Here is a 25542-nt window from a genome sequence, read left to right on the forward strand (position 1 = left end):
CACCTCGTTCGTGCCATTGTTATCAACGGCTTTCGCCGACGCTCGGCGGCATTTTCGAGCAGGCGACGGCATCCTTAGCCTCTCTGATTCTGCTGGTGCCGATCACCGAAGTGATCGATTGCCATCTTTGGCACGACCAAGCCGACACTCATCGCCAGTATGATGGCGAGCGCGGTTACGCCGTCGCCGATCGTAGTCCCAACCAACTGTGACGTTTCCTGTGTCGTAGATGCGATCTGCCACAATCCGCTCATCATTCTGAAGACGTAGACGCCGGGCATCATTGACACCACGGACGCAAAGCCGATCGCTGCAAACGGCAGATGCCAGCGGCGCGAGACCGGCGCAAGCAGAAAGCCGACGACAAGGCAGGCCACTAGGGCGCCCGCTACCACGCCAAAGCCAAGCTTAGCCATTGCAATCCAGCGCAAGGCATGAGCCAGAGCGCCGACAGCGACGGGCCACCCAAGCATGTTCAGCGGAGTCGAAAAGAACACGCTGTAGCAAGCGACCGCAACGCCAGCCGCAACGACATCGAGCCACACCGGCACAGCCAAGCCCGGCGGGTCGATCGGCAACGACGCCTGGAACGGCGCAAGCCCGAGCAGCAGCCCGGTCGAGATCGCGACGAGGATAAGACCGGCATAGATCACGCGGGCCGCACCGAGATGAATGCGCCCGCCGATCAGGTCAAGCGTGCCGTTCAGAATGTGCGGCCCCGGAACCAGAACCATGCAGGGGCAGACGACGACAAGCCGCAGCGCCGTGCTTAATTGATAGCGCACCGCGAATCCCCCGATGAGACCTGCAAGAAGCGCTGCGCAAAACGGCTGAATGAAGATGTTCGTGCTCACGCGGGCGGTAACGCGGCGGAGCAAAGCGCCCATTGCCGCGCTCGCAAAGATCACGAGTGCGGCAATCCCGTGCTGAACGCCGAAGATAATTGCCAGCGCGACAGCGCCTGCGCCCGCAGCCAGCGCGAACAGCCAGGTCGGTGCCGGCGGCTGGTTATTGATAGCGTCGATGCGCTTGCGTGCTTCGTCGAGGGAAAGCTGGTCAGCCTCGATGTCTGCAATTGCCTGCATTGCGGAAGCGACGCGGCCCATGTCCACGTTGGTGGGAACGGCTGCGACCTGCCAGATCCGTGGGATCCCGCCACTTTCCCCGCGCAGTACCAGTTCACCCCAGCGCGGCAACAGTTCGGCGCGGACCCCAGCCCTGTCGCCGATCCGCCGGATTGTACCGCCGACCTGTTCCGTGGACTGGCCGTTAACATAGAGCACTTTTGCGAACGCAAGGATCAAATCATAGCGCTCGTCGGTGGTTTCGATGTATCTCCCCCGCGAGGAACGAAGCGACTTTGGTTCTCCGCCGCGTGAGTTTTCACCGACGGTACCGGCGACTGTCACGTCAACCAGATTAGTCATGTCGCGTACCTTTTGGGTGCATCGAGGCTAAGCTGGATCGCGATACCTGCCGCGCGCGGATGAATCTCTGGAGCAAATGAAAGCCGATCCACTGGCAAAGAACGCCAATCGAGATGCCCACCACAGTATCGAGGAGGCGCAGCAGTGGTTGTCGCCAGCTATCGTGTGGGTCCATGGTGGCAACGACCATCACGACGACAGTTGTGATACCGGTCGTGATGATGTCGCCTCGCCGGCGTAGCAAGACCATGACGACGGTGCCGATGGCCAACAGGATTGCGATACTCAACGGTGTTGCCGGGAAAAACCAGAGATAGGGCAGGCACAATGCGAAGCTGACACATGTCGCGATCAGCCGCGCGAGCCCTGCGGAAACGCTGTCGAGCTCCTTTTCCCTAAACACGAAAACGGCGGCAACGGCGGCCCACATCCCGCCGAGCAGATCAGTCGGCGTGTCGACAAGTCGCGTCAGGCCCGCCGTCATTGCCCAGTATGACAGGAGGGCGGCAACGGCCATTTCCATGGCGTATGCGAAATCCACGAGGGTGATGTTCGCTCGTTCTTCAATTTCGGACATGGCTTCGCGTTCCTCAACCCACCAAGCTATCTGCCTTGGCCGGCTCGCCCGCATTGGCCACATACGGCGTCACCATCTTGGCAGGGTCGACGACCCGGTCAAACTCCTCCTCGCTAACGAACCCGAGCTTGAGCGCGGCGGCCTTCAGCGTGAGATCGTTGTCCATCGCGTAATGCGCAATCTTCGACGCCTTGTCGTAGCCGATCACAGGCGCAAGCGCGGTCACCAGCATCAGCGACCGATCGACATACTCGTTGATCTTCTTCAGGTTGGGCCTGGTCCCTTCCACCAGGAACTTGCGGAAATTGACGCAGCCGTCGCTCAGGATCGTGATCGAGTGCGCGATGTTGAAGATCATCAGCGGCTTGTAGACGTTCATCTCCAGGTAACCGCCGGCGCCGCCAAAGCCGACCGCGACGTCGTTACCCATGACCTGCACCGCGATCATGGTCAGCGCCTCGCACTGCGTGGGGTTGACCTTGCCCGGCATGATGGAAGAACCCGGCTCGTTCTCCGGGATGTTCAGCTCGGCAAATCCGGCGCGAGGTCCGCACGACAACAGGCGGATGTCGTTGGCGATCTTGTAGAGCGAAACCGCAAGGGTTCGCAGCGTTCCGGACAATTGCACCAGCGCGTCATGGGCGCCTTGCACCGTGAACTTGTTAGGCGCGCTTACGAACGGGAGCCCTGTGAGTTTGGCGATTTCGGCCGCCGCCGACTCGGCAAAGCCGGGGGCGGAATTGATGCCGGTGCCGACCGCAGTGCCGCCGAGCGCGAGTCGATACACAGCCGGCAACGACGCTTCGATCCGGACGAGATCATCCGTCAGCATGCCGGCATAGCCCGACCATTCCTGGCCCAGCGTCAGCGGCGTCGCATCCTGCATGTGCGTGCGGCCGATCTTGACGATCTTGTCCCATTCCTTCGCCTTGGCAGCAACGGCATCGCGCAATGCAGTGACCGCTGGGACCAGGCGCTGCTTGACGTTCACGGCGGCCGCGATGTTCATGGTCGAGGGAAAGGAATCGTTCGACGATTGCGCCATATTGACGTGATCGTTGGGATGAACAGGCGCGTGGCTGCCGAGCGCCGTGCCGGCAAGCTGGCAGCAGCGATTTGAAATCACTTCGTTGACATTCATGTTGAACTGCGTGCCGCTACCAGTCATCCAGACGTGCAGAGGGAACATGTCGTGATGCTTGCCGGCGAGGATTTCGTCGCAGGTCTGGACGATCAGCTTGTATCTGGCTTGATCCAGCCGTCCGCTGGCATGGTTGGCGGTTGCGGCCGCTTTCTTCAGGATCGCGTAACCCGTGATCATCTCGCGGGGGATCAAGTCCTTGCCGATGCTGAAATGCTCCAGCGATCGCTGCGTCTGGGCGCCCCACAGCTTGTCGGCGGCCACTTGCACAACACCGAGGCTATCGGTTTCTTTCCTGAACTGGGTCATTGGTGTTTCCTTTCTCGTGGCTGTGTTTCGCATCCCGTCCGGGATTAGGGGGTGGAGCTTTGACCTCCACCCCCTCTTCATCTCTTGATCAACCCGCGGCAGCGGCGCTCGAGTAGCGTCGGACGGAAGGATTGCGTTCATAGGCTGGGACGTACACTTTCTCCGCTATCAGACGGGAGAGATCGTCCGGTCGCGGCACGCGAGCGAGCCCGCGTTCGAAGATGTGCTCGGCGATCCGGGTGGCGACGTGCAGCGAGGTTTTCAGGATCTTGCTTTGCGGTGGATAGATCAGACCGACATCGAGACTGTCCTGGCCGACCTGTTCGGCAACGGCCTTTGCGGCGACGATGAACATTTGATCTGTGACCCGCTTCGCCTCGGTCGCGTAGACCGCCATGCCCATCGGCGGGAAGATGTAGACGTTGTTGCCTTGACCAGGCACGAAGTGTTTGCCTTCGACGCTCAATGGCGGAAACGGACTGCCGCTTGCGAAGATCGCGCGGCCGTTCGACCACGTGTAAGCCTCTTCGGCGGTACACTCCGAGCGAGATGTCGGATTGGAGTAAGGGAAAATGATCGGCCTGTCGTTGATCTCAGAGATGGCCTCGATAACTCTCTGATTGAACAGCTTTGGCACCGTGCTCACGCCAATGATGCCGGTCGGCCTCATAGCCCTGATTGCCGCGGCGAAATCACTGATCGGCTCGTGCTCGATAGCGAAGGGCTTCTGAAACTCCATCATCTTGCTTGATGAGGTCAGCAGACCATTGATGTCGAAAAGATTGTTCCGGCTTCTGGCCTGATCGATCGTAAGCCCCTCCATGACCATGGCCTGCGAGATCAATTCGGCAATCCCGGTCGCGGCTGAACCTGCGCCCAGAAACAGGAACCTCTGATCGGTGAGCTTCTGACCACTGATCCGGAGGGCACCATAGATGCCGGCCAGCGCCACCGACGCCGTACCCTGGATATCGTCATTGTAGGTACAGATGCGATCGCGGTATTTGGCCAGAATGGGAACGGCGTTGAAGTTGGCGAAGTCTTCCCATTGAATGCAGCTCTTCGGGTAGAGCTCCTGGACGGCCGTAACGAACTCGTCGATGAAGGCATCGTACTGTTCGCCGCGAACGCGCTGATGGCGCAGACCGAGATAAAGCGGATCGTCCAGCAACGCCGCATTGTTCGTCCCGACATCGATCGTGACCGGAAGGCAAAGCTCAGGCGGCACACCCGCACAGGCGGTATAAAGCGCAAGCTTTCCGATCGGGATGCCCATTCCGCCGACCCCAAGGTCTCCGAGGCCGAGGATCCGCTCGCCGTCCGTAACGACGATGAAGCGCACATTCTTCTCGGGCCAGTTGGACAGCCAACGCTTGAGTTGGCCCTTGGCCGAGATCGGCAGGTACACGCCCCTGGCAGCATGGAAGATATGGTCGAACTTTTGGCACGCTTCACCGACCGTCGGCGTGTAGACCAGTGGCATGAACCCGGCCGGGTCTGACATCAGGACCGCATAATAGAGGGTTTCGTTTCGGGCCTGCAGATCAGACAGTAGCAGGTACTTCTGCAGATCGTTATCCAGCGTCGCAAGCTGCGCATGAATGCGGGAGACCTGGCGATCGAGTGTCGAAGGAACAGGGGGTAGCAGGCCCTCAAGCCCGAGGGCGCGTCGTTCTTCAACGGAAAAGGCGGAGCCCTTGTTGAGATGTGGACTGCGCAGCAATGCATAGCCTTTGCCAGCGACGTCAGCGGTCATGGTCACTCCCATCGTTCGATATGAGGAACGGAGCGCCGCTCAATCCCTCGTCCAGGTCGGCCGCAAGCTAAACCGCGCCTTGTATCCACGCGAGTTAAGTTCGGCTAATCGCGCCCAATCGCGGCTAACGAGCGATAGGTTCCACTTGCGTTCGGTCGAGCGAGGCGAGGGATAGCTGGCAATTCCCAGGCGCTGCGGTATGATTTGTGCGAAGAGACGCAATAAGGTCAATTAGCCGAACTCAATTCGAAGGCCGACCCCGGAGCTTGTCAGGTGGTGGCGCCAAGCAAAGATGTCCTTTCGTTTGGGCCCTTTCGTCTGGCCCCAAGCGAACGGCTGCTCACCAGAGAAGGCGCTCCTGTGGAATTGGGCGCCCGCGCCCTCGACATCCTGATCGCTCTGGTATTGAGGCCCAACGAAGTCATCTCCAAGAAAGAGTTATTGTCTCTCGTCTGGCCCGATGTCACGGCCGAGGAATACAGCCTGCGCTTTCATTTGGCGAACCTGCGCAAGGCGCTTGGCGATGGAAAGGATGGTGCCCGCTACATCACGACATTGTCCGGACAGGGCTATTGTTTCGTGGCGCCGGTAACGCGTTCGCGCAGTGAGGTCGACTCGGCGGCACCTGGTGCAGCGGATTTCTCGCATGCCAATTTGCCCAGCCGTTTGGCAAACATGGTTGGACGGGATGAGGACATTCTGCGCATATCGAATCATTTGATCGCTACTCGCTTTGTCAGCATCGTCGGCATCGGCGGCGTCGGCAAGACCACTGTGGCAATAGCCGTCGGCCATCACCTGATCGAGGCGTTCAAGGGCGCGGTTCTCATTGCCGACCTGAGCGTGCTGAGCGATCCTGGTCTGGCAGCCACAGCGATCGCTTCGATGTTGGGATTATCGGTTCAGTCGGAGGATGCGACACCGGCCTTGATCGCCTATCTGCGCGGCAAGCGGATGTTGCTCATTCTCGACACTTGCGAGCATCTCATCGATGTGATCGCGGCACTGACATCGAGGATTTACGCGGAGGCGCCCGACGTTCACATTTTGGCGACAAGTCGTGAAGTTCTTCAAGTCGAAGGCGAATATGTCTATCGACTGGATACTCTTACTTGTCCACCGGAAGATGCCGAGATAACGAGCGCCGCTGCCCAGACTTTTCCGGCACCGCTGTTGTTTATTCAACGCGCGGTGGCGAGCGGCGCTCATATAAATCTTAGCGACGCTGATGTCGCAGTCGTTGCACGCATCTGTCGCAAGCTCGATGGTGTGGCGCTCGCAATTGAGCTGGCCGCCAGGCGGGTTGAAGTCTACGGCCTACATCAAACCGAGAACCTCTTAGATCAACATCTTGGTTTGCTGTTGCTTGGACACCGCAGCGCGACGCCCCGCCAAAGGACACTGCAGGCGACCCTCGACTGGAGCTATCAGCTCCTCTCCGAACTGGAGCGCGCCGTGCTACGCCGCCTCGCCGTGTTCGTCGGACATTTTACCCTTGACGCTGCCTTGGCGGTCGTCACCGACAGCGCCATCGATCAATCGCAAGTCCTCACCGCCATGGACAGTCTGGTTGCCAAATCGATGGTCGCAACGCGTCCTCTAGGCGCCATGATACGCTATCGTCTTCTTGACACGACGCGAGCCTACGCTCTCAGTATTGCGACCGGCAACGCCGAGGCGACCGAACTGGCCGCCCGCCATGCGGCGTACTATCAGCGATGGCTCGAGCAGTCTGGCAGCGACTGGCCGACATTGTCCACCGGACCAGAGCGATCGCCTCATTTCGCCGCACTAAACAACACCCGCAGCGCGTTGAAATGGTGTTTTGGTGACCGTGGCGATGTTCGGCTTGGGATCAAGCTTGCCGCAGCGGCGGCGCCCGTTTTCCTGACAATGTCACTCTTACCTGAATGTTGTCGGTGGTCTGAACGTGCAATCGCGGCGCTCGATGATACGACCCGTGGCGGCGCGGAGGAGATGCAACTGCAGGCAAGCCTGGGAGTCGCATCGATGCACATTGATGGGCCGAGCGAGGCGGCGCTTGCGGCCTTGAACAGGAGCCTGGTGATCGCCGAGGCATGCGGCAATGTCCTCGGTCAAGTCATGATGCTGTGGATGCTTTCGCTGTTCTGTGTTCGCCAGGCAGAATTCAAAATTGCGCTGGACTATGCAAAGCGCGCCCGCACGGTGGCCGGAACCATCGAGGAGCCGGACGCCACCGCCCTTGCCCAATCAGCTCTGGGACGGGCCCTTCACTTCGTTGGCGACTATGCCGGCGCCCGTCCGGAGCTTGAGGCTGCGCTACAGCATTGGTCGAGCACCCATCGGACATATCTTGGGGTCGATGAACACATATTGGCTGGTGTCGTGCTGATGCGAACTCTGTGGGCGCAGGGTTTCCCCGCGCAGGCAGTCGAACGGGCGCGTCAGACAGTCAACGATGCCAAGCTGAGCAGCAATCCCGCAACGCTTGCAGTCACTTTGAGTTGGGTTCCGGGCGTACTTATCTGGGCGGGTGATCTTCGGAGCGCCGAAGAGCACGTGGATTGGTTGATTCCACATGCCGAATCCCATTCTCTAAGTCCCAATCTGCACGTCGGACGCGCCTACAAAGGCACCCTCAGCATCTACGGCGGCAATCCGAGGGCCGGGGTTCAAACTCTTCAGGACTGCCTGAAATACCTCGCTGCGCGCGATACGAAGCTCAACATGGTTCTCGGACAGCGTAAGGTAGAATTTAACATTGCTCTCACGCAAGGTCTCATTGCCATAGGACGAGTCGACGAAAGTATCGCCCTGATCGACGAAACCATAAGCCGCATCGATGAGAACGGAGAACACTACTTGCTGCCGGAAGCGCTGCGGATGAAGGGATGTGCCCTTCTCGCTTCACCAGAGCGCCGAGTTGACCAAGCGGAGGCTTGCTTCACCCAATCACTCAAATTGAGTCGCCGCCAAGGCGCACGGGCTTGGGAGTTACGCACTGCCATCGACCTGGCCAGGCTCCTGGCCAATCGCGGCAGACCGGAGGACGGTCGAAAGCTGCTGCAGCCGATCTTGGAGCAATTCACCGAAGGGCGAGACACCGCAGATCAGCGGTTGGCAGAGCGGCTGCTGACGGAGCTAGGCCAATAACAGTTGAGGCGGCCGGGCTCTTCCGTAAGTGCCGGGATACATTCCTGTGCATCCATCCGCTTTCCTCAGCGATTCCAAAGGGCTGGAACGCTTACAACTCCATACAAGATCATACAACGCATAACGAGCCATTGGCGACGGATGGGCGTAGGTGCCTTGTCGGGAACGAAGTTCGATATCGCCAGTGTCGGATTCACGCTGATAGCAAAGGGCTAGGAAAGAGCCCATGGAAGCCAAGAGCGACAGCGGACGGGCAAGAGTCATCTATACCGCCAGAACCCGTACCACTGGCGGGCGCGACCATGGGATCGCGCGCAGCCACGACGGTAATCTCGACGTCAAGCTAACAACGCCCGGCTCGACCGACATCGGCACCAATCCAGAACAACTCTTCGGCGCCGGCTGGGCGGCGTGCTTCGCGAGCGCCATCTCACACGCGGCGCGCAAGAACAAAGTCACCTTGGGCCAAATTACGATCGACGCCGAACTCGATCTGCACCTTGCCGATAACACCGACTATTTTCTGAGCGCACGCTTCAACATCAGCATTCCCGGTATCGCCCGCGCCGTCGCGCACGACCTCGTTCAGCAGGCGGAACGACTCTGCCCGTACTCCAAGGCTACGCGGGGCAACATCGAAGTCACGCTCAACCTGCTTACAACATAGGCTGTGATCTGACGTGTGGAGATCATAATGATAACACACCGTACCGCAGCTACATCGTCACCTCTAGCAGCACGCTTGCTCCACCTTGTTGCGCCGATGACGCCTCACGTGAAGGCGTTCGCGTTCTTCATCGCCCTGGTCGGCCTGGTGATCGCGCCGGCTCACACCGATCCTCTACTCGGCTCCATTGTAATTCTCGCAATCGCTACAGGCGGCGGCGTCGCATTTGTTCTTGATCTGACTGAACGCAAGCGCACAGAGAAGGCCCTTCAGACAAGCGAAGACGAGCTTCGTCAAATCGTCGAAGCGGTACCGGGCCTCATCTGGTCAATGGACCCCGATGGCAACGCGACTCACATCAGCCGCCGCATTTTGGACTACAGCGGCATGCGATTTGAGGATTTCACGCACCGTGACTGGGTGGAGACATTCATACATCCGGACGACGTTTTGGAAGTAACAGAGCATTTCCGTCACACAATTCAGGCCGGTAAGTCGTACCGGGGAGAGTGGCGCCTACGACAGGCAGACGGCGAGTTTCGTTGGCACCGTACTCTTTGCGAACCTCTGCGCGATCGAGAAGGATGCATCATTCAATGGTACGGCCTGTCCATCGACATCGATGAAGCCAAGAAGGCCGAAGAGCAGCTGCGCCGCAGCGAGGCCTGGTTAGCCCAGGCACAGAAGCTGAGTCACGTTGGCAATTGGGTCTACAACGCGACAACGTTGCGCTATTCCTATTGGTCGGATGAGAGTTACCGGACCTGGGGGTTTGATCCGCTGCAGGGCCTGCCTAGTCGGGACGATATGTGGCAACGCATTCATCCGGACGATCGAAACCACGTGTGGGAAGCAATTCAGGAGGCCGTGCGTCAGAGAAAAGATTTCGCGGGCGAGTTCAGAATCGTGCTCCCTGACGGAACTGTCAAACACCTTGAGGGAACCAGCCATCATACGTATTCCTCGCTCGGCGCGCTCGTTGAAGTTTTTACCACAACAGTCGATGTGACGAACCGTAAGCGTACAGAGCAAGCCGTTCGAGAACGTGATGCCAGAATCCGCCGCCTGGTCGAAGCCAATATCATCGGAGTCATGTTGTGGGACTTGGATGGTCAAGTTCTTGAAGCAAATGACGCGTGGCTTCGAATGGTAGGTTACGATCGGGACGATCTGCTGGCAGGCCGACTAGATTGGAAAGAGCTGACGGTCCCCGAGTGCCGCGAGCGAGACACCCAGAGAGTACAGAAATATTTCGGAAGTGGACAATTCCCGGCCATCGAAAAGGAATACATTCGCAAGGACGGCACCCGCATTCCGGTGCTGATCGGCGCGGTAAGTTTTCAAGAGGATGGGAACCAGGGTATTTCATTTGTGCTCGATCTGACCGAGCGCAAGCACGCCGAGGAAGCTCTTCGGGAAAGCGAATACAAGCTTCGTCAGATTGTCGAAGCAGTGCCAGGCCTCGTCTGGTCAATGAGCCCCGATGGTAAAACCACTCATATCAGTCGGCGCTTTTTGGATTACGCTGGTGTGCCATTTGAGAATTTCGGACACCGAGACTGGGCGGAAACGTTCTTACGCCCTGAAGATCTGTCAGAATTCATAGTGACCTTCCGTCACGCAATTCAAACCGGTACCCCCTATCAGGCCGCGATCCGTTTGCGGCGAGCGGACGGTGTATTTCGTTGGCACCACGCTCGTTGCGAGCCACTGAGGGATCAAGAAGGGCGTATCGTCCAATGGTATGGCTTGGCAGTCGAGGTCGATGAAGCCAAAAAGGCCGAAGAGCAGCTGCGCCGCGGCGAAGCCTGGTTAGCCCAGGCACAGAGGATAAGCCAGACAGGTACTAGGGTCTTTAACCCTGCAACGTCGCGTTACTCCTATTGGTCGGATGAGAATTACCGGATCTGGGGATTTGATCCGCAGCGCGGCCTGCCAGACCGGGGCGATATATGGCGGCGCGTTCATCCGGACGATCTAAACAGAGTTTGGGACGCGGTTCAGGAGGCAGTACGCCTGAAGAGAGATCTTACGATCGAGCACAGAATCCTGCTTCCCAACGGAGCCGTCAAATACCTCGAAGCCAATTATCATATGTTTTCCTCATTCGGGACGCCGGGTGAGGTTTTCATTACAACAGCTGACGTGACGCAACGGCGGCGAGCACAAGACGAGCGCGAGAGGCTGCGGCAGCTGGAATCGGATATTGCGCACATAAATCGCGTGGGCATGATGGGAGAATTGGCCGCTTCGCTGTCCCACGAAATTCTGCATCCGATCGCGACCGCCCGAAACAACGCTCGAGCGGGGATACGGTTTTTGGAAATGGACCCGCCGAATTTGAATGAGGTCAGGGAAGCGCTCGATTGCGTCGTCAGGGATGCGGACCGAGCCAAGGACATCGTTGGACGAATTCGTAGTCAGATCAAGAAGGCGCCTCCACGGAAAGAGCGTTTCGACTTGAATGAAGCGATCAACGAGGTGATCGTCATGGTGCGAAGCGCAACCGCCAAGAATGGAATATCGGTCAGTACGCGCCTCATGGATGGACCGGCTGCCGTTCAGGGCGACCGTGTCCAGTTGCAGCAAGTCCTAATGAACCTGATGCTGAATGCCGTCGAAGCGATGGGCGCGGTCGAGGACGGACCGCGCGAACTGTCGATCCGATCCGAAAAAGGCGAGAGCGGCGGCACCCTCATCGCGGTGCATGATTCAGGGCCCGGCATTGATCCGGTAAATCGCGATCGAGTTTTCGAGCCCTTTTTCACGACGAAGACCAGCGGAGTCGGGATGGGACTGTCGATCTGTCAGAGCATCATCAACGGACATGGCGGGCGGTTGTGGATCAGTGCCAATGAACCTCGGGGGGCCGTATTTCAGTTCACTCTGCCCGCAACCCAAGAGGATTTATGAACGATCCTCAATCGGCGTACCCGACTGCAGAGCCGAACGCAGACATCGCTCGAGATGCTCGTCATCCACCGGCTTGCTGAGGTAGCAAACAACGCCGTCCTTCAGAGCCCGGTCCCTGACGACTTCGTCCGGGTATGCAGTAATGAGGATCGTCGGGATCGCGTGGCCAGCATCGACCAAATGCCTGTGCAGTTCGACTCCTGTCATTACTGGCATGTGAACGTCGGCGACCAGGCAATCGGTTTCAGGTAGCAGACGCGATGCCAGGAAGTCGGCTGCCGACGGAAACGCTTCGACTGTGTAGCCGAGCAACGTTACGAGCTTTCGCAGCGACTCGCGAAAAGCCTCATTGTCGTCGACAATGGATATACGTGCCTGGTGCAACATTGCGGGTTCCAGAAGCTCCCTCGCGTCCACCCATACCGGCGCCGCAATACCTCGTGCCCATATGCAACTTTCTATTGTCAGGCACAGCGCAACAAAAGCAAGGCCGGCGCTCCTAAGCGATGGCTTAGCCCTCCGGCTATCCGCTTAGGCAACGGATATTGTTCAGCTCGACGGATTGGGGATAGAATGAAGCGATCCTGGGGAGGAGCTTTCTGTTTAGCGCAGGATATCGGGAATGGGTGACGCAAATCCCAGTGTTTTGGTCATCGATGACGATCCTGAGTTTCGCGACTCAGTCGCGCGTCTCTTGCGAACCGTCGGCCTACCGACGCGGCAATTTTCGTCTGTTCCCGATTTTCTCAACGCCGATCCGCCGGAGGGGCCGACCTGCCTGGTGCTCGACGTCAGAATGCCCGGGCGAAGCGGACTTGAACTTCAGCGCGACCTTGCCGCGGCAAACAGGCAAGTCCCAATCATCTTCATTACAGCGCACGCCGACGTGCCGATGACCGTGCAAGCGATGAAAGGTGGTGCCATAGAGTTCCTTACCAAGCCGTTCCGGGATCAGGATCTCCTCGACGCCGTCGGGGCCGGCCTCGCCCGCGACCGTGCCCGTCGGGAGGGTGATAGCGCCTTGGCCGCGCTCAGAGATCGTTTCGACACACTCAGCTCCCGCGAGCGTGAGGTTATGCTCCATGTCGTCGCAGGCCGCCTCAACAAGCAGATTGCCAACGATATCGGCATCGCCGAATCTACGGTGAAAGTGCATCGCACCCACCTAATGCGAAAAATGAAGGCACGTTCACTTCCCGAGCTCAGCCGGATGGCGGACACCCTCAGTCCGAGACTACGGCAGCCGCACAACTCCTGAGCCGGCCTAAGAGCATCCTGGCTCGGGCGTTTCGCGCGCCGCACTCCCCAGTGCACAACCTATAATCTGTGGCGGTTGCTTTGCCGCTGATCGGCGCCTTGTGCGGGCAACGTATCCCAAAGCACGAACTTCGAGATCACGCGCCCCATTGTCCCTAAGCGATCGCTTAGCATTGCCAACCAGAAGCGAAGCTCAGACTCCCACCGCACAATCGACCGAGGTCTGCCAAACTGCCATAACTTGGCCCACGGAAGTTGTCGTCCACCACGCACGCGAGGTCAGAATGCACGCTTCTGGATCGACCGCAGATCTCGGACGTTTTGCGCCTAGTTCCGAGCCAGGACATGATGTCAGACGCGCGGATCAGAGTCCGCACAGGGCCAGGCCATTCGTCGAGACCAGAACCGAGAGAGCCGGCGTCGCGCCAACTGAACTGTCATTTGGACGGTTTCGTCTGCTTCCCGGACAATTCCTTCTGCTGGAAGGCGAGAAGCCTGTCCCGGTCGGAAGTCGCGCCCTCGAACTTCTTATCGTTTTGCTCAAACACAGCGGTGAGATCGTCAGCAAGCAAGAGCTGATGGTTCGCGTTTGGCCAAACATCTATGTCGAGCCAAATAATCTCACGGTCCATATGTCTGCGCTCCGCCGTGTGCTGCGCGACGGACAAGAAGGAAATCGCTTCATCGTCAACATCCGCGGACGTGGCTACTGCTTCGTCGCCTCCGTCAGCGTGTTGGGACACGAAAACTGAGTGCGGGCCCCGACGCGTCCGCAAAATTCGTTGAGGGTCATCGTGGTGGCGACAATAGCCCAGCAGCCGGTTCATGTAGTAGGGATTCCAGCTGGCTCCTGGACTTTCGCCGTCCGCGTTTGGCTGGCCACAATCCTGGCGTTGTACGTAAGCTTTTGGCTGCAGCTCGAGGCGCCGTCCACGGCGGCAGTGACCGTTGCAATTCTTGCGGAGCCGACCCGCGGTCAGGCGCTGGACAAGGCGGTGGTTCGATTGATCGCTACCGTTGTCGGGGTGACAGCCTCAATCGCAATAACGGGGCTCTTTTCACAGACGAGAGATCTGATGCTGGCGGCGTCGGCCGTGTGGCTTGGTCTTTGCGTCTTTGCGAGCAAGCTCTTGGACGGCTATCGGGCCTATGCAGCCGTGCTATCCGGCTACACTGTTGGAGTCATCGCGATACAGCAAATCGATAAGCCCCAAAACGTATTTGACGCCGGCGTGGAGCGCGGCGCGGCGATCGTGATCGGCATCATATCGATAGCGGTCATAAATGCGTTGATGTCTGCTCCCGACCGCTATCCACGCCTCGTCGCGCAGCTTGCAGAAATTCATCGTCGCGTGCGTGAGTACGCGAGCGCTAACCTCCATGGCGAGAGAAATACGACGACCTTCCTTGCCTTGCTGCAGGAAATCGTGGCACTCCGTCCTGAAATTGGAAGCGTCGCTCTCGAGTCGAGCAGCGGCCCTGCCCGGAGCGCCGCCGCCCGGAGCGCCGCTGTCGACCTGATCGCTGAATTGCAAGCGGCGCGGACCTTGAACATTGCACCTGTTTCGTTCGGTTTCGGTGTCCGCGACCAAACAAGCACCGCGATCGATCGAGCCCCGGCATGGCAAACCAAAGAATTTCTGCGGCGGGACGAAAACGTCCGCCAGGATCTGGTAGCCTTGGGGTCAATCAGCTGGCCGTCACGATCGTGCGCGCCCCGCTATACCGCTCCTATCGAATTGCCGTCGAAAATGGTTTGCGTGCCGCTCTATGGTTTGCGATCGCGTCGACGTTTTTTGTCTGGGCCGGCTGGTCTGCGGCAAGCGTTTCACTTTATCTCGTTGCGGCGCTCGCCGGATTGGGAGCCACGACGCCGAATCCGCGCGGCTTCACGGCAGTTGCCCTCATTGGCGCGCCGATCGCGGCCGCCTTAGCCGGTATACTCGAGTTCATCGTGCTCGATGGCGCTGACGCTTTTCCTGCGCTGGCATTTGCCCTAGCTCCGTTTACGGTCGGCGCAGCCCTTCTGACCACGTCGCATAATCCTTTGTGGTCGGGAATCGGCCGCGTCAATCTCATTGCCATCCCAACTATCCTGGGCCCGAACAACCCCCAGACCTACAACCCTCAGACCTTCCTTTTCACGTCTCTATTCGTCGTCGCGGCCGCAGCAGTCTTGCTGGCCGCACAAATGCTCATTCCACCCGTTTCCGGTGACAAAATCAGGAAGCATTTGCTCGCGGAGGCTCGCGGCGAATTGAGAGAGCCAAACCAAGAGAACAGCGACACTTTGGTCGAGGCGACGTTCCGCGACGCGTCACGCATCGGACAATTCCTTTCCGCCGGAGGAGCGCGGGACAGTCATGGGCTCGCGGAGCTGCTCTCATCCTTCGATCGATCGGCAATGGTTCGACTTTGCAATGAGAAGCTGATGCAGCTCGCGGATGGTCCCTTCGCTCCACTGGTCCACCAAGCACGCGCCGCGATGGCCACGAGAGACGCAGCCACGCTCCGCGCCATTACTCGTGCGCTGTGCGAGAATGCTTCATGCAAGGATTCGATCGATGCAGATGTTGTCGCCTGTCTCGTCCTGACGGGCGACACCATCGACCAGTGGAGTGGCACTCATTTCTCCCGAAAGGCAATCTGATGGCACATACCTTTCCAGAGCTGATCATCGGAGGCGTTCTTGTTGCGCCATTTGTAACCTACCTGGCTACAGCTCTTGTTGTCATCGTCGTCCTTCGACCGGTTCTGCATGTCGTGGGTTTCGCCAAAATGTTCAGCAACGTCCAGCTTGCAGAGATGAGTCTGTATGTGACGATTCTGGGCCTGTTGATGCTGCTGTTCTAGAGGAGAACACCATGGGCGCGATTGTTCGCGATGAAGCTGTTCAGGGAGACGAGACGCAGGCAGCTGCCGCGCCCTCTTTGCCGATTGCGGGCAAGGCATCGAATTCTCAGATCAAAGATTTAGACGACGTCGCGCGAGAGGTATCGGAGGCCGCGTCGAAGACCGCACCATCCCCGGGCAAGTCCGCGTTGAGGCGCCGAAGCGATATCGCCCAAAGCCTCCGGTTCCTGGCACGCAAGTTGGCCACAATCGGCATCGCGGTTGCTGCAGTGCTGGTCGCCGTCATGAGCTGGAACCTGTATAATGCCGCGCCGTGGACGCGCGATGCGAGCGTGCGAGTTCAAGTTGCGAACGTTGCGCCGCAGATTTCCGGGCAGATCAGGGAGCTACGAGTCGTCGACAATCAATTCGTTCATAAGGGTGATATCTTGTATGTCATCGATCCGTTCGACTTTGAGGTCGCGCTACGTTCAAACAAGGCGACCCTATTGCAAAAGGTGGCGGATCATGAAGTCAAGAAATTGCAGGCCGAACGGCGACGCGAGCTGACCGACTTGGCGGAGAGCGTCGAGGACAGGCAGATCTATGAGGGAGCCGCTATTCAGGCAAAGGCCGTCGCCGACGCAGGCCAAGAGCAAGTTAGGCAGGCGGAGATCAACCTGCAACGCACGGAGGTGCGCAGTCCGGTGAACGGATTCGTCACCAATCTCCTGCTCCGAGTGGGAAATTACGCGCAACAGGGGACCAGCAACATTTCTGTCATCGACACAGACAGCTATTGGATAGACGGATACTTCGAGGAAACAAAGCTGGCCCGACTTTGCGTGGGGGATCGTGCCGAAGCAAAGCTGATGGGATATTCCTCACCTATCGTAGGCCACATTTCAACGGTGACGCGCGGCGTCAGCGTTTCCAATGCGGCGGTGGCTACACAGGGCTTGCCCAACGTCGATCCGGTTTACACCTGGGTGCGTTTGGCACAGCGAGTGCCAGTTCGCATTGCGATCGACAAGGTGCCTCCTGGAGTGCCGCTGGTGTCCGGCTTGACCGCGACTGTCACGATCAGAAACGGCAACGAGGGCGGCACTCTGTTTCAGAAGGCGCGCACCGACCTTGAGGATAGCTTTCTTGCATTGTTCGGTGGAGATTCCGCGCGATCAGGCTGCATTCCCAATCCATCGTGAGTCCGTATGCAGGGTGGAGCAATCATTCCGCGCCATCAAATTTAGGCTTTGTGCCAATCCGCATGTCAAAGGAGAGACACTATGATCGACCGACGCATGTTCTCGACCGCCCTCCTCGCGGGTGCGGCTGCCTCGATGATCTCTACCCGTGGCATAGCCGCAAACTTCACTCCGCCGAAGGCGCGCAACGTCGTGCTGGTGCATGGGCTGTTCGCCGACGGCTCCTGTTGGACCGAGGTGATTGCGCGGCTGCAGTCCGCAGGGCTGAATGCAACGTCCGTGCAGAACCCGCTGACGACGCTGTCCGAAGCGGTTGCCTCCGCCGAGCGCGTGCTTGCGCGACAGAACGGGCCGACAGTCCTGGTCGGCCATTCCTTTTCCGGAATGATCGTCACTGAGGCCGGGATGCATCCGAACGTCTCGGCGCTGGTCTATGTGGCGGCGCGCGCCCCGGATGCCGGCGAGGACTACACTGCCCTTGCCAAGGCCTATCCGACACCACCGGCGACGGCCGGTATCCTGTTCGACGGCGATGAAGGACGCCTTTCCGAAGAAGTCTTCCTGCGCGATTTTGCAGGCGACCTGCCGGAAGCGAAGGCGAAGGTGCTCTATGCCGTACAGGAGCCGTTCCACAAGGCGCTGCTCACCGGCAAGACCATGAACGCAGCCTGGCGGTCGAAGCCAAGCTACTACGCCGTCTCGACGGAGGACCGCACCATCAATCCGGACCTCGAACGGTTTATGGCCAAACGGATGGGCGCCAAGACGATTGAGGTGAAGGCAAGCCACCTTTCGCTGATTTCGCACCCAGAGGAAATCGCGCGGCTGATCCTCGAAGCTACGGGACAGCAAGCCTAGAGTTTAGCCGCAACAGCCTTTGTTGTGCCTTTTTGCTGTCGGAGGAGAAGTTTTGTAGTGGCGGAAAGGGCAGGAGTTGAACCTACTGTAAGGGTTCGCGGCCATTGAGGGTACGAGGCGTCAGCAAATCACCGTGAGTCCAGGCGCTGCAAGGTTCAACGATTATCCTGAGAAAAGTTGGCCCGGCTCGCAGGGAGTGCGGCCGGTCCTGAGGTCGATGCTGATCTGTCCCGCCAAGGATATGTCGATCAGCATCGGATTCGATCCTCGTACCGAGGTCAGCAAGGCGCAACGGCGTTGACGAATTAATTTCGTCGGTCACCGGCATGGCTGTGGAGAGTCTCACCGACGGATCCGGATTCCTCCTGCGGAGCACGGTCACCGCCACGCAGACGGCGACGCAGTTTCACCAGCACGTCGAGCACCTCTGAAATGTCGTATCCCCGACGCTCCAGGTCGGCCAACGCTGCACGGACGAGACGAATCTCGCCGACATCCGGATTCTGCAGGTTTACCGACGGTGACATCACCAAAGCCGAGACCATAGCCATGCCAATGTCTCTGGCCTCCGGTCGACGCTGACGATCGAGCCGGAGACGCCACGCGGCAGTGCGCTGACGAGCTTTGGCTCGGCTGACGGTCGGGTCCTGACGCTGACGTGATGACGTGAACTGTCGATCCGGACCGTCATCCGGACTCCGGAAGAAATGGGTTCGCGTATCGTCGTCGATCTGCCGGACGGTTCGGTCGACGGATTCTGATGTTGTCATCTCTGCTCTCCTCGAAGAGCTATTCATGCACCGGAGAACTACTGGAGTCCGGGTCAGCAACGATCAAGATGTTTCTGTCTGCCGGATGGATGACACCGTGCCGAACGCGGTCTTCGGACACCGCAGGATGACGTGGAGCGATCGTGGTGACCGTGAGCATCACTTGTGCTGACGAGACCTCACCACGCGCCACCGGAGATCAGGAAGTGACCACGTCACGCAATCTGGAGTCCGGCAGGACAGTTGAAGAGATAATTGGTTGGCCGGATTCCGTAGGCTACGCCGCCTGGCTGACCTCAGAGCTAGTGCACAGCGTCACCTTCACTGGTCCGGCCGACAGGAATGCGAGCACGTTGCTGCCGACCGGGCGCGTGGTGACAGTACGCGGTTTGTCAGCCGCAAGCCGTTTTCTAGCTGACCGGAGAGCCTGTAGACGGAAATGATCGACGATGACCGGATCCAGGCAGGCAGAACGCCACGATTCCGGCACGTCGGAGATGCTGTTGGCCGTCAAGAGCACTTCCCGGGAAGGGGCACGATCGCAAGGGAGAGAGGTGCACCCCCTTAACAGCGTCTCAACTGAAAGCGACGCGACAGCGGTCTGATAGCAAGCAAAAAAGTGTTGTTTTACAGTGTTGTAGCAGCGATCAACGAGGGCCGTAATCGATGCAATGGTGGGCTCGCGGCCAGCTTTGAGCTCGGAGAGCACGGCGGTAGTGATGATGGACCGCGTCTCGGCGACCCTCACGCCGGCGGCGAACGCCTGTCCCTTGCTCTTTTTGACATGGATGCTGTCGGTCGCCTCGATGAGGTGAGCGGCCGCGCCACGCTGGCGACCCCTTGTGTCCATCTTGGCCGGGTCGAAGTTGACCGCAGTGTAACGGGCGCAGCACTCGATCAACTGGTGGACCGTCTTCTTCTGCTGGGCCGTCGTCGGCTTGATGGCGTCGAACACGGTCGGGGTGATGTAGCTGATGATCTTTCGCATGAAGCGCGGATCGTCGGCGGCTGTACCGCCCTTGAATAGAATCTGCGCTCCGGAATTCGACAGCTTGGCGACCGTGGAGAACCAGGTGTTGCTGTCAGCCTTGTCGAAACCGGCCTCCTCCAGCTTCTCCGTCAGCATGTGACGGAACATGAGCTCCGGATCGAGCGTGAGGTCCATCGCCTCGAAATACTCGGACAGCATTGGCATGTGCGTGTCCTGGTAGACGATCGCTGTCGTCAGCGGCGAGATCGGGTCTTTGCCGTGGAACGGGTACGCCAGACCGCCGGGATCGCACTGGAACACGCGCGTCAGCCCGGCGATGACCTGGCCGAGCATCAGCTTCTGGCGATCGGGTGACGTTGGCCACACCGCGTGGCCCTCTGGCAGCAGGAAGATCAGCTGCGGATTGATGACCTGCCCCGGGAAGCGGTCATCCGGGATCCAGTGCACCAGATGCGGACCGCACGGCAGATCATTCTCCGCGACGATGTAGGCAATCCAGGAGCGCAGCGCCGTCTCGCTTTCGAAGACCCTATCGAGGTCAAGCCGGAACAGGTCGCGACACCTCTCGCAGAAGAAGGCGTAGGCCTCATCGAGCGCATGAAGCTTGTTGTACCGGAGCACGCAGCCGTCTTTTGTGGGGCCGGTGCGCAGCGTCCAGGACGCGGCGCGGCCGATCGATGCAGCGACACGCATGAAGAATGGGTGACGCCACGTGCGCAGCCCCTTCTCGACAAAGGGCTTGCGCCAATATTTGCCAGCCACCATGCCGCCTTCGAAGACGAAGCCGTCGCCGAAGATCCTGTCGTACGCCGATTGGTCGCAGGCATAGAGCTTCCCGAAGTGCTCGGCCTTGTCGGCATCGCGCACCAGCTTGCGCTGCTCTTCTGTCGCACGCTGCTCTGAAATCGCGTCCAGGGCCTCCATGAGCTCGCGGCGCTTGGTCTCGAAGGTGATGCCGGCAGCCTTCTCGGCCTCCCGCTTTTCGGCCTTCCGCCGGCGGCGCGCCTCGCGCGCGTATCCGCGGTCGGAACGCACAACAGCATAGCCGTCGGCGAACTCTTCGGTCGACCTGGAGCGACGCGGCTTCGATCCTGCCCCGCGCGCGCCGGCGCGCTTGCCTTTATCGGTGGCCTTGGACTGCGCATCCGCCTCCGCGGGCTTAACAGCCGAGTTCCATTCCGGCATCGAAAGCAGGAAATCGCCCACTGGCCCGACAGGCGCGGCGTTGGCGATCGTGGCATTCGATGGCGAGGCGGTCTTCAAAGAGCTTGAATCCTTGGCGGACATTTCTCCAAGGACTCATGGGATCAGCAAAATCAGCAATTTGCCACAGGCATTTTGAGAACTTCGTGTTGTAAAAAAACAACCTCAGAAAAACCCGACTTTACCTCAAACTATCACTCACAGTTTGAGGGAAAGTCTGAGTGAATGTCGCCGACGTCCGAGTGAAATACCGAGCGATATTTCGACTCTCGTAATGTCCTACGACCAAACATTTCGAGAGTCGAAATATTTGAGACGGAAGTCGCATCAGCGATGCGGAATCTTCGAGATCCGTTGTTTGACGTCAACGATTGACGAATTGCGAGCCGACGTTACGACATTCGAAATGTCACTGGTCGTCATCCCCCTGGTGCCTGGCAGCGCGGCGACGTATCGCGTCCCAGTGAGATTGCGGACGCGGCCCACCACCGACCGCGCGCTGCCAAACCTCATCAAATGAAGCTGGCGTACCTAGCTGATCGCCTACTGGCTCGGCCGTCAGCTCGCGCCCCATCGCGTCGAGTATCGGCGTTCCTGCCGTGAGATTGACGAAGCTCACAAGAGAGCGCTCGACCAACATCGATTTGGTCAGTCCATTCTTTTTTGCCAACTCGACCAGGTGGCGCATCAAGTCTGGATGAATGCGCAGGACCAAGCGTTCAGTCCGGAGAGTTTCCGGATCTCGCGGCGGCCGGCCTCCACGATTTTTTTCGGTCGTCGCCTTTTTCGGTTTCGAATCCTTAACCACAGCGCAAGTTAATCCTTGATTTTCGGCATTTTTGTTGCAACAAAAACACCTATGATGGCAACTTCGTACAGCAATATATGTACCACTAATCCGAAGGATTCGTTAGCGGCTGCAGAAGGAGAGCCTCCGTTTGAATCCGCGCAAGTTTTGCGCGAGTTGCATGGTCAAGCAGAGGCAGACTTCGGCTACTGGCTGCAAACGGTGCTGGAGGACCGGGCCGAGTCTGCGCCGCCACCAGCTCCCGCATCGAAGGAGGCCGCGCGATGAGCGACGACGTGGGTGCACGCGTCCGTTGGCTGGCCGATTTCTGCTGCCAGTTGGACTGGGAGGCAGCGGTAGCTGTCGCGTGCGACAGGGTCGAAGAGCTGGACCCAGGAGGAGGCGCTCCCCTCCTCCAGCAGATCAACGACACATTGTTTGTCGCAGACCGAACAGATCGGAACGTCGTGCTGCTCGCCAGCGCCGAGCGAGCGCGGCCGCTCGATCCACCGCTGGCCCGGGCCTGGGAGCTATTGGCGCTGTGTACCGACGACGCCGCAACAGTAATTAATGCCGTTGTCGCCGGCGCCCTAGGTGTGATCAGCAGCACCGACGGAGACACACGCGAGGCCCGCGCTCGCCTGCGCGTGTGGGACGGGGTTGCCAGCGGAAAATATGCAGGCAACGACTTTTTCGAGATAGCCAGCCGATTCTGGCGAGGCGAGATGCAGCGCATCGTCGCCGATCAAGCGGACGAATCCCGCGTTGTCGGCGGAATTCCGACGTGTGTCGAAATTCTCGCGCACGACCGGTGGGACAGCGCGATGGCGTGGCTCCGGCGAGAGACCGAACGCCAGGTAGCTCCGCTCGATCTCGTGGTCCCGCAACCGCAAGGCAATCGCGAGCAACAGGCGATCCAGATTGCCGCGGTCGCTGAAACGCTGTTCGCGCAGGGCCGGCCGTGGGCCGGAGATCTGGCCATCGCTTGGCTGGCGATGCTGTGCAATCCGCGCCAACCGGCGTCATTCACCGCCGTACTGCCGCAGATCGCGTGGATGTGCGAGCATCACGCCGTCATCACAAATCCAGATGAGCGCCGTCTCCTGCGCGATCGCCTCGACGTTTGGTGGCGCGCGGCACGCGGCGAGTGGACCAATTCAGATGTCTCAATTTTTCGGATCGCGGCAATGGAGATGCAGGACCGCGATTACGATCGGGAGCCAGCCGATGGAGACGCCACGGTTGAACCGGATCCAGCTGCTCCGGCGATTACGGACGCCCCGAAAGTCATCGTGATGTCGGGCAAACTGGCAGACGCGCGCGGGCTACCAACCGCCTGGCAAGAGCTGCGCGATCAGGCCCTACCGCTGGTCGTCTGCAGAGACGCGGCAATGGTGCGCGAACAGCTGCGCGACGAGTATCCGCACGCCTGGCGGGAGGTCGGACTGCTGACGCAGGATCTACGCGACGGTCAGCCTGTGCACGCGCGGCCGACGCTCCTCCTTGGTGATCCAGGCTCCGGAAAGTCGCGCCTGGTGCGCCGGCTCGGCGAACTGATCGGCGGCGGCATGTACGTCTACCGATATGACGGCGCGGCCGCTCACGATGGAACTTTCGCCGGCTCGCCGAAGTCCTGGTCGACCGCGCAGCCAAGCGCGCCAGCGCGCGCCATCGTGATCTCTCGGACGGCGAACCCGATCGTGTTCGTCGACGAGATCGAGAAGGGCGGCGAGAGCAACTATAACGGCAATCTCTGGCACGCAATGGCAGCGTTCCTAGAGCGAGAGACGGCGGCCCGTTATCGCGAGATCGGGCTCGACGCTCAGCTGGATCTCTCGCACGTGGTCCACATCGCCACCGCCAACTCGGTCGAAAAGCTGCCGGCGCCCCTGCGCGACCGTTTCCGCGTGATCAGGATCCCCTCGCCGTCGCTGCAGCACCTGCCGGCGCTCGCCGCCCAGGTGATGTCCGACATGACCGCCGAGGACGACGAGCGGATGTGCGACGCGGCGCTCGCCGACGACGAGCTCGAGATCATCGGTCGTGCGTGGGAGCGGGAGCGCTTTTCGATGCGCAAGCTGCAGAGACTGGTGGCCGCGACGCTCGAGGCGCGCGACGCGTGCGCAAGGAGGCACTGATGTCGATCGACGAAAAGCGCCTGCGAGACGATTTCAAGGCGCTCTTGCGCGGAGAGCCCCCGTCGCCGAAGGAATTGGCTAACGCACCGCTGATCGAGGACTGGTCGCCGGCGATAACGGGCGCACCGAATGGCCGGCAGATGACCTTGGTTGGCGTCGTCAGCGGACATCCGACGCTGACAGACGAGCGGCGCATCGAGACGTCGCCAGTCGTTTGGATTGACCGGCACCGACGCTGGGCTCGCACGATGTCGCGGTTCTATTTGCTCGGCAAGCAGGCCGGCAGCGGCGGCGGCCGAGCGGAGAAAACATGACCAAATTACATTCGGTTCTGGTTACGACCACCGGCAGACCGAAGATCGGCAGCGTGCAAGTACTGCGTCACGACGGGAGATTCCTGCTGGGCACGGTGATTTCCGCAACACCCGGTCCTACGGCGTCGATGCCGGCTTGGGCGGTGACTTGGGAAGCCGAGCTAATCGCATCTGAGCGCGCGCTTGCAATGGCTCGCAGCAGCTTTCCTCTCGACGCGCGCGCGACCCTGGAGGAGGCCAGGCACTGGCATGAAATCGACGAGGCCCATTGGCGTGTGCACGGTTACGCCCCGAACCATTGGGAAAGCTAAGTAGAGGTGACGATGTCTGAGATCACCCGTCGCAACCTCCTCGCCGGCGCTGCCGCCAGCGCGGCGTGCGCAGCCATGCCAACGGCAGCGATCGCCAAGCAAGGACTCGATCTCGATCGATTTCTCGAGGTCGTCATCGCCGAGACGGAGAGGCTGCATCCTGGCGTGAACGCGGATCGCAGGGGCCGCTACCTGAAATCCGGCCAACAGCCGTCCTCCTCATGACGGCCGGTATGATGTTGGCAACCGTCGGCAAGCAGGTGCATGCCGACGTGACGCCACTCGGATCCGACCCCGAAGAGCCGGATCGCATCAGCGCGCTGGATTTCGATGACGCGCATGCAACGGCGGCACTCGACACGAAGATTTGCATCTCGGAGCTCGCCAAGAGTCCGGTCCTGATCCGGGCGGTCCGACCGGGCGCGTGGATCCGACAGCACGGCAGCCCACCACGCCTCCTCGTCGTCTACAGACATGCGCTCGCGCTGCGCCGCGCGGATTCGCTGTGCCATCTCCTCCGCCCGCCTCTGTTTCGCGTTCGGAAACCGCCACTCCGCGGCTCGTCGACTAGCCATCCCTATCGCTCCAATTTGGCAGCAGCCTGTTGCCAAATTAGAACAAATAGAGAACAATCGCCCTCACCCGTCAATCCCTGGAATTTCCACCATGCCGGACGCAACGCCAGAGCAATCCGCAGGCGCGACCGTCGATCTGGAAGCCGCAGCCGACCAGGCCATCGAGGCGTGCGGCGGCGATCTCCGCGCAACGATCGTCGCACTGATCGTCGCCAACTCGATGCTCGAGCGCGAGCTCGCAGACGTCTACGCGAATACAAGCCACGGCTATCTGCGTGGGCGACGCGCCCTCCAACGGGAAGGGAACTCGAGTTAGGTACCCATACGCTGCGCGCTAAATGTCCCCAACGTATCGATCCATTTGAATTGCGGGGAG

At 59.7% G+C, this 25542-nt stretch carries 23 protein-coding genes and 1 pseudogene; 16 read left to right on the forward strand and 8 right to left on the reverse strand.

The genetic code is table 11. The annotated features are described in order from the left end of the window. Positions 1-74: 74 nt before the first annotated feature. The 4 genes from H8A95_RS04605 to H8A95_RS04620 form a co-directional block, all read right to left on the reverse strand. Positions 75-1427 carry a threonine/serine exporter family protein gene (locus H8A95_RS04605; RefSeq protein ID WP_229182117.1) on the reverse strand — a complete coding sequence of 451 codons (1353 nt, stop codon included), beginning with the start codon at positions 1425-1427 and terminating at the stop codon, positions 75-77. Continuing rightward, complete coding sequence (locus tag H8A95_RS04610; protein WP_229182118.1) at positions 1420-2004, reverse strand: FUSC family protein; 585 nt, start codon at positions 2002-2004, stop codon at positions 1420-1422. Before H8A95_RS04610 ends, H8A95_RS04605 begins: the two co-directional genes overlap by 8 nt. 13 nt (positions 2005-2017) lie before the next feature. Further along, a complete protein-coding gene (gene fumC, locus H8A95_RS04615; RefSeq protein WP_229182119.1) occupies positions 2018-3454 on the reverse strand; it encodes a class II fumarate hydratase in 1437 nt (478 codons plus the stop codon). An 88-nt stretch (positions 3455-3542) separates the two neighbouring features. Continuing rightward, entirely contained in the window at positions 3543-5210 is a 1668-nt protein-coding gene (locus tag H8A95_RS04620) for an NAD-dependent malic enzyme (RefSeq protein WP_229182120.1), read from the reverse strand. Between the two features lie 273 nt (positions 5211-5483). Here H8A95_RS04620 and H8A95_RS04625 point away from each other — a divergent pair, with 273 nt between their 5' ends. The 3 genes from H8A95_RS04625 to H8A95_RS04635 all read left to right on the forward strand — a co-directional run bounded on the left by H8A95_RS04625 (position 5484) and on the right by H8A95_RS04635 (position 11925). After that, entirely contained in the window at positions 5484-8345 is a 2862-nt protein-coding gene (locus tag H8A95_RS04625) for an ATP-binding protein (RefSeq protein WP_229182121.1), read from the forward strand. 226 nt (positions 8346-8571) lie between these two features. Then, positions 8572-9012 carry an Ohr family peroxiredoxin gene (locus tag H8A95_RS04630; protein ID WP_229182122.1) on the forward strand — a complete coding sequence of 147 codons (441 nt, stop codon included), beginning with the start codon at positions 8572-8574 and terminating at the stop codon, positions 9010-9012. Positions 9013-9120: 108 nt separating this feature from the next. After that, entirely contained in the window at positions 9121-11925 is a 2805-nt protein-coding gene (locus H8A95_RS04635; protein WP_229182123.1) for a PAS domain-containing sensor histidine kinase, read from the forward strand. On the opposite strand, the gene H8A95_RS04640 is transcribed toward H8A95_RS04635, so the two are convergent. Further along, entirely contained in the window at positions 11920-12312 is a 393-nt protein-coding gene (locus H8A95_RS04640) for a response regulator transcription factor (RefSeq protein WP_229182124.1), read from the reverse strand. The genes H8A95_RS04635 and H8A95_RS04640 overlap by 6 nt on opposite strands. 235 nt (positions 12313-12547) lie before the next feature. Here H8A95_RS04640 and H8A95_RS04645 point away from each other — a divergent pair, with 235 nt between their 5' ends. From H8A95_RS04645 to H8A95_RS04675, 7 genes and pseudogenes are all read left to right on the forward strand, one after another. Then, the gene (locus H8A95_RS04645) at positions 12548-13183 is read left to right on the forward strand and encodes a response regulator transcription factor (RefSeq protein WP_229182125.1); all 636 of its coding nucleotides are present in this window, start codon (positions 12548-12550) and stop codon (positions 13181-13183) included. 283 nt (positions 13184-13466) lie between these two features. Then, entirely contained in the window at positions 13467-13934 is a 468-nt protein-coding gene (locus H8A95_RS44355; RefSeq protein ID WP_420839332.1) for a winged helix-turn-helix domain-containing protein, read from the forward strand. Between the two features lie 45 nt (positions 13935-13979). Then, positions 13980-14672, forward strand: a pseudogene (locus tag H8A95_RS44360) (FUSC family protein); the annotation flags it as partial. A 131-nt stretch (positions 14673-14803) separates the two neighbouring features. Further along, positions 14804-15832, forward strand: a complete 1029-nt coding sequence (locus tag H8A95_RS04660) for an FUSC family protein (protein WP_229182128.1) — start codon at positions 14804-14806, stop codon at positions 15830-15832. Then, a complete protein-coding gene (locus H8A95_RS04665; RefSeq protein ID WP_229182129.1) occupies positions 15832-16035 on the forward strand; it encodes a DUF1656 domain-containing protein in 204 nt (67 codons plus the stop codon). Before H8A95_RS04660 ends, H8A95_RS04665 begins: the two co-directional genes overlap by 1 nt. Positions 16036-16046: 11 nt before the next feature. Beyond that, the gene (locus tag H8A95_RS04670; protein ID WP_229182130.1) at positions 16047-17219 is read left to right on the forward strand and encodes an HlyD family secretion protein; all 1173 of its coding nucleotides are present in this window, start codon (positions 16047-16049) and stop codon (positions 17217-17219) included. 81 nt (positions 17220-17300) lie between these two features. Next, complete coding sequence (locus H8A95_RS04675) at positions 17301-18077, forward strand: alpha/beta fold hydrolase (protein WP_229182131.1); 777 nt, start codon at positions 17301-17303, stop codon at positions 18075-18077. 305 nt (positions 18078-18382) lie between these two features. Here H8A95_RS04675 and H8A95_RS04680 read toward each other — a convergent pair whose 3' ends face one another. From H8A95_RS04680 to H8A95_RS04690, 3 genes are all read right to left on the reverse strand, one after another. Continuing rightward, positions 18383-18847: a hypothetical protein gene (locus tag H8A95_RS04680; RefSeq protein WP_229182132.1), complete on the reverse strand. Its 465-nt coding sequence runs from the start codon at positions 18845-18847 to the stop codon at positions 18383-18385. A 277-nt stretch (positions 18848-19124) separates the two neighbouring features. Continuing rightward, complete coding sequence (locus H8A95_RS04685) at positions 19125-21125, reverse strand: hypothetical protein (RefSeq protein ID WP_229182133.1); 2001 nt, start codon at positions 21123-21125, stop codon at positions 19125-19127. A gap of 325 nt (positions 21126-21450) precedes the next feature. Then, a complete protein-coding gene (locus H8A95_RS04690) occupies positions 21451-21756 on the reverse strand; it encodes a hypothetical protein (protein WP_229182134.1) in 306 nt (101 codons plus the stop codon). 108 nt (positions 21757-21864) lie between these two features. Between H8A95_RS04690 and H8A95_RS04695 the strand changes: the two genes are divergently transcribed. From H8A95_RS04695 to H8A95_RS04720, 6 genes are all read left to right on the forward strand, one after another. Then, positions 21865-22116: a hypothetical protein gene (locus tag H8A95_RS04695; RefSeq protein ID WP_229182135.1), complete on the forward strand. Its 252-nt coding sequence runs from the start codon at positions 21865-21867 to the stop codon at positions 22114-22116. After that, a complete protein-coding gene (locus tag H8A95_RS04700; protein ID WP_229182136.1) occupies positions 22113-23966 on the forward strand; it encodes an AAA family ATPase in 1854 nt (617 codons plus the stop codon). Before H8A95_RS04695 ends, H8A95_RS04700 begins: the two co-directional genes overlap by 4 nt. Next, positions 23966-24280 (forward strand): DUF6634 family protein, encoded by a 315-nt coding sequence (locus tag H8A95_RS04705; RefSeq protein WP_229182137.1) that lies wholly within the window; start codon positions 23966-23968, stop codon positions 24278-24280. Before H8A95_RS04700 ends, H8A95_RS04705 begins: the two co-directional genes overlap by 1 nt. Continuing rightward, entirely contained in the window at positions 24277-24591 is a 315-nt protein-coding gene (locus H8A95_RS04710) for a hypothetical protein (RefSeq protein ID WP_229182138.1), read from the forward strand. The genes H8A95_RS04705 and H8A95_RS04710 overlap by 4 nt, the downstream gene beginning before the upstream one ends. A 12-nt stretch (positions 24592-24603) precedes the next feature. Next, the gene (locus H8A95_RS04715; protein ID WP_229182139.1) at positions 24604-24816 is read left to right on the forward strand and encodes a twin-arginine translocation signal domain-containing protein; all 213 of its coding nucleotides are present in this window, start codon (positions 24604-24606) and stop codon (positions 24814-24816) included. A gap of 441 nt (positions 24817-25257) precedes the next feature. Next, positions 25258-25482 (forward strand): hypothetical protein, encoded by a 225-nt coding sequence (locus H8A95_RS04720; protein WP_229182140.1) that lies wholly within the window; start codon positions 25258-25260, stop codon positions 25480-25482. Positions 25483-25542 lie beyond the last annotated feature (60 nt).

It is taken from the genome of Bradyrhizobium oropedii, from assembly GCF_020889685.1.
GTDB classification, from domain to species: domain Bacteria; phylum Pseudomonadota; class Alphaproteobacteria; order Rhizobiales; family Xanthobacteraceae; genus Bradyrhizobium; species Bradyrhizobium oropedii.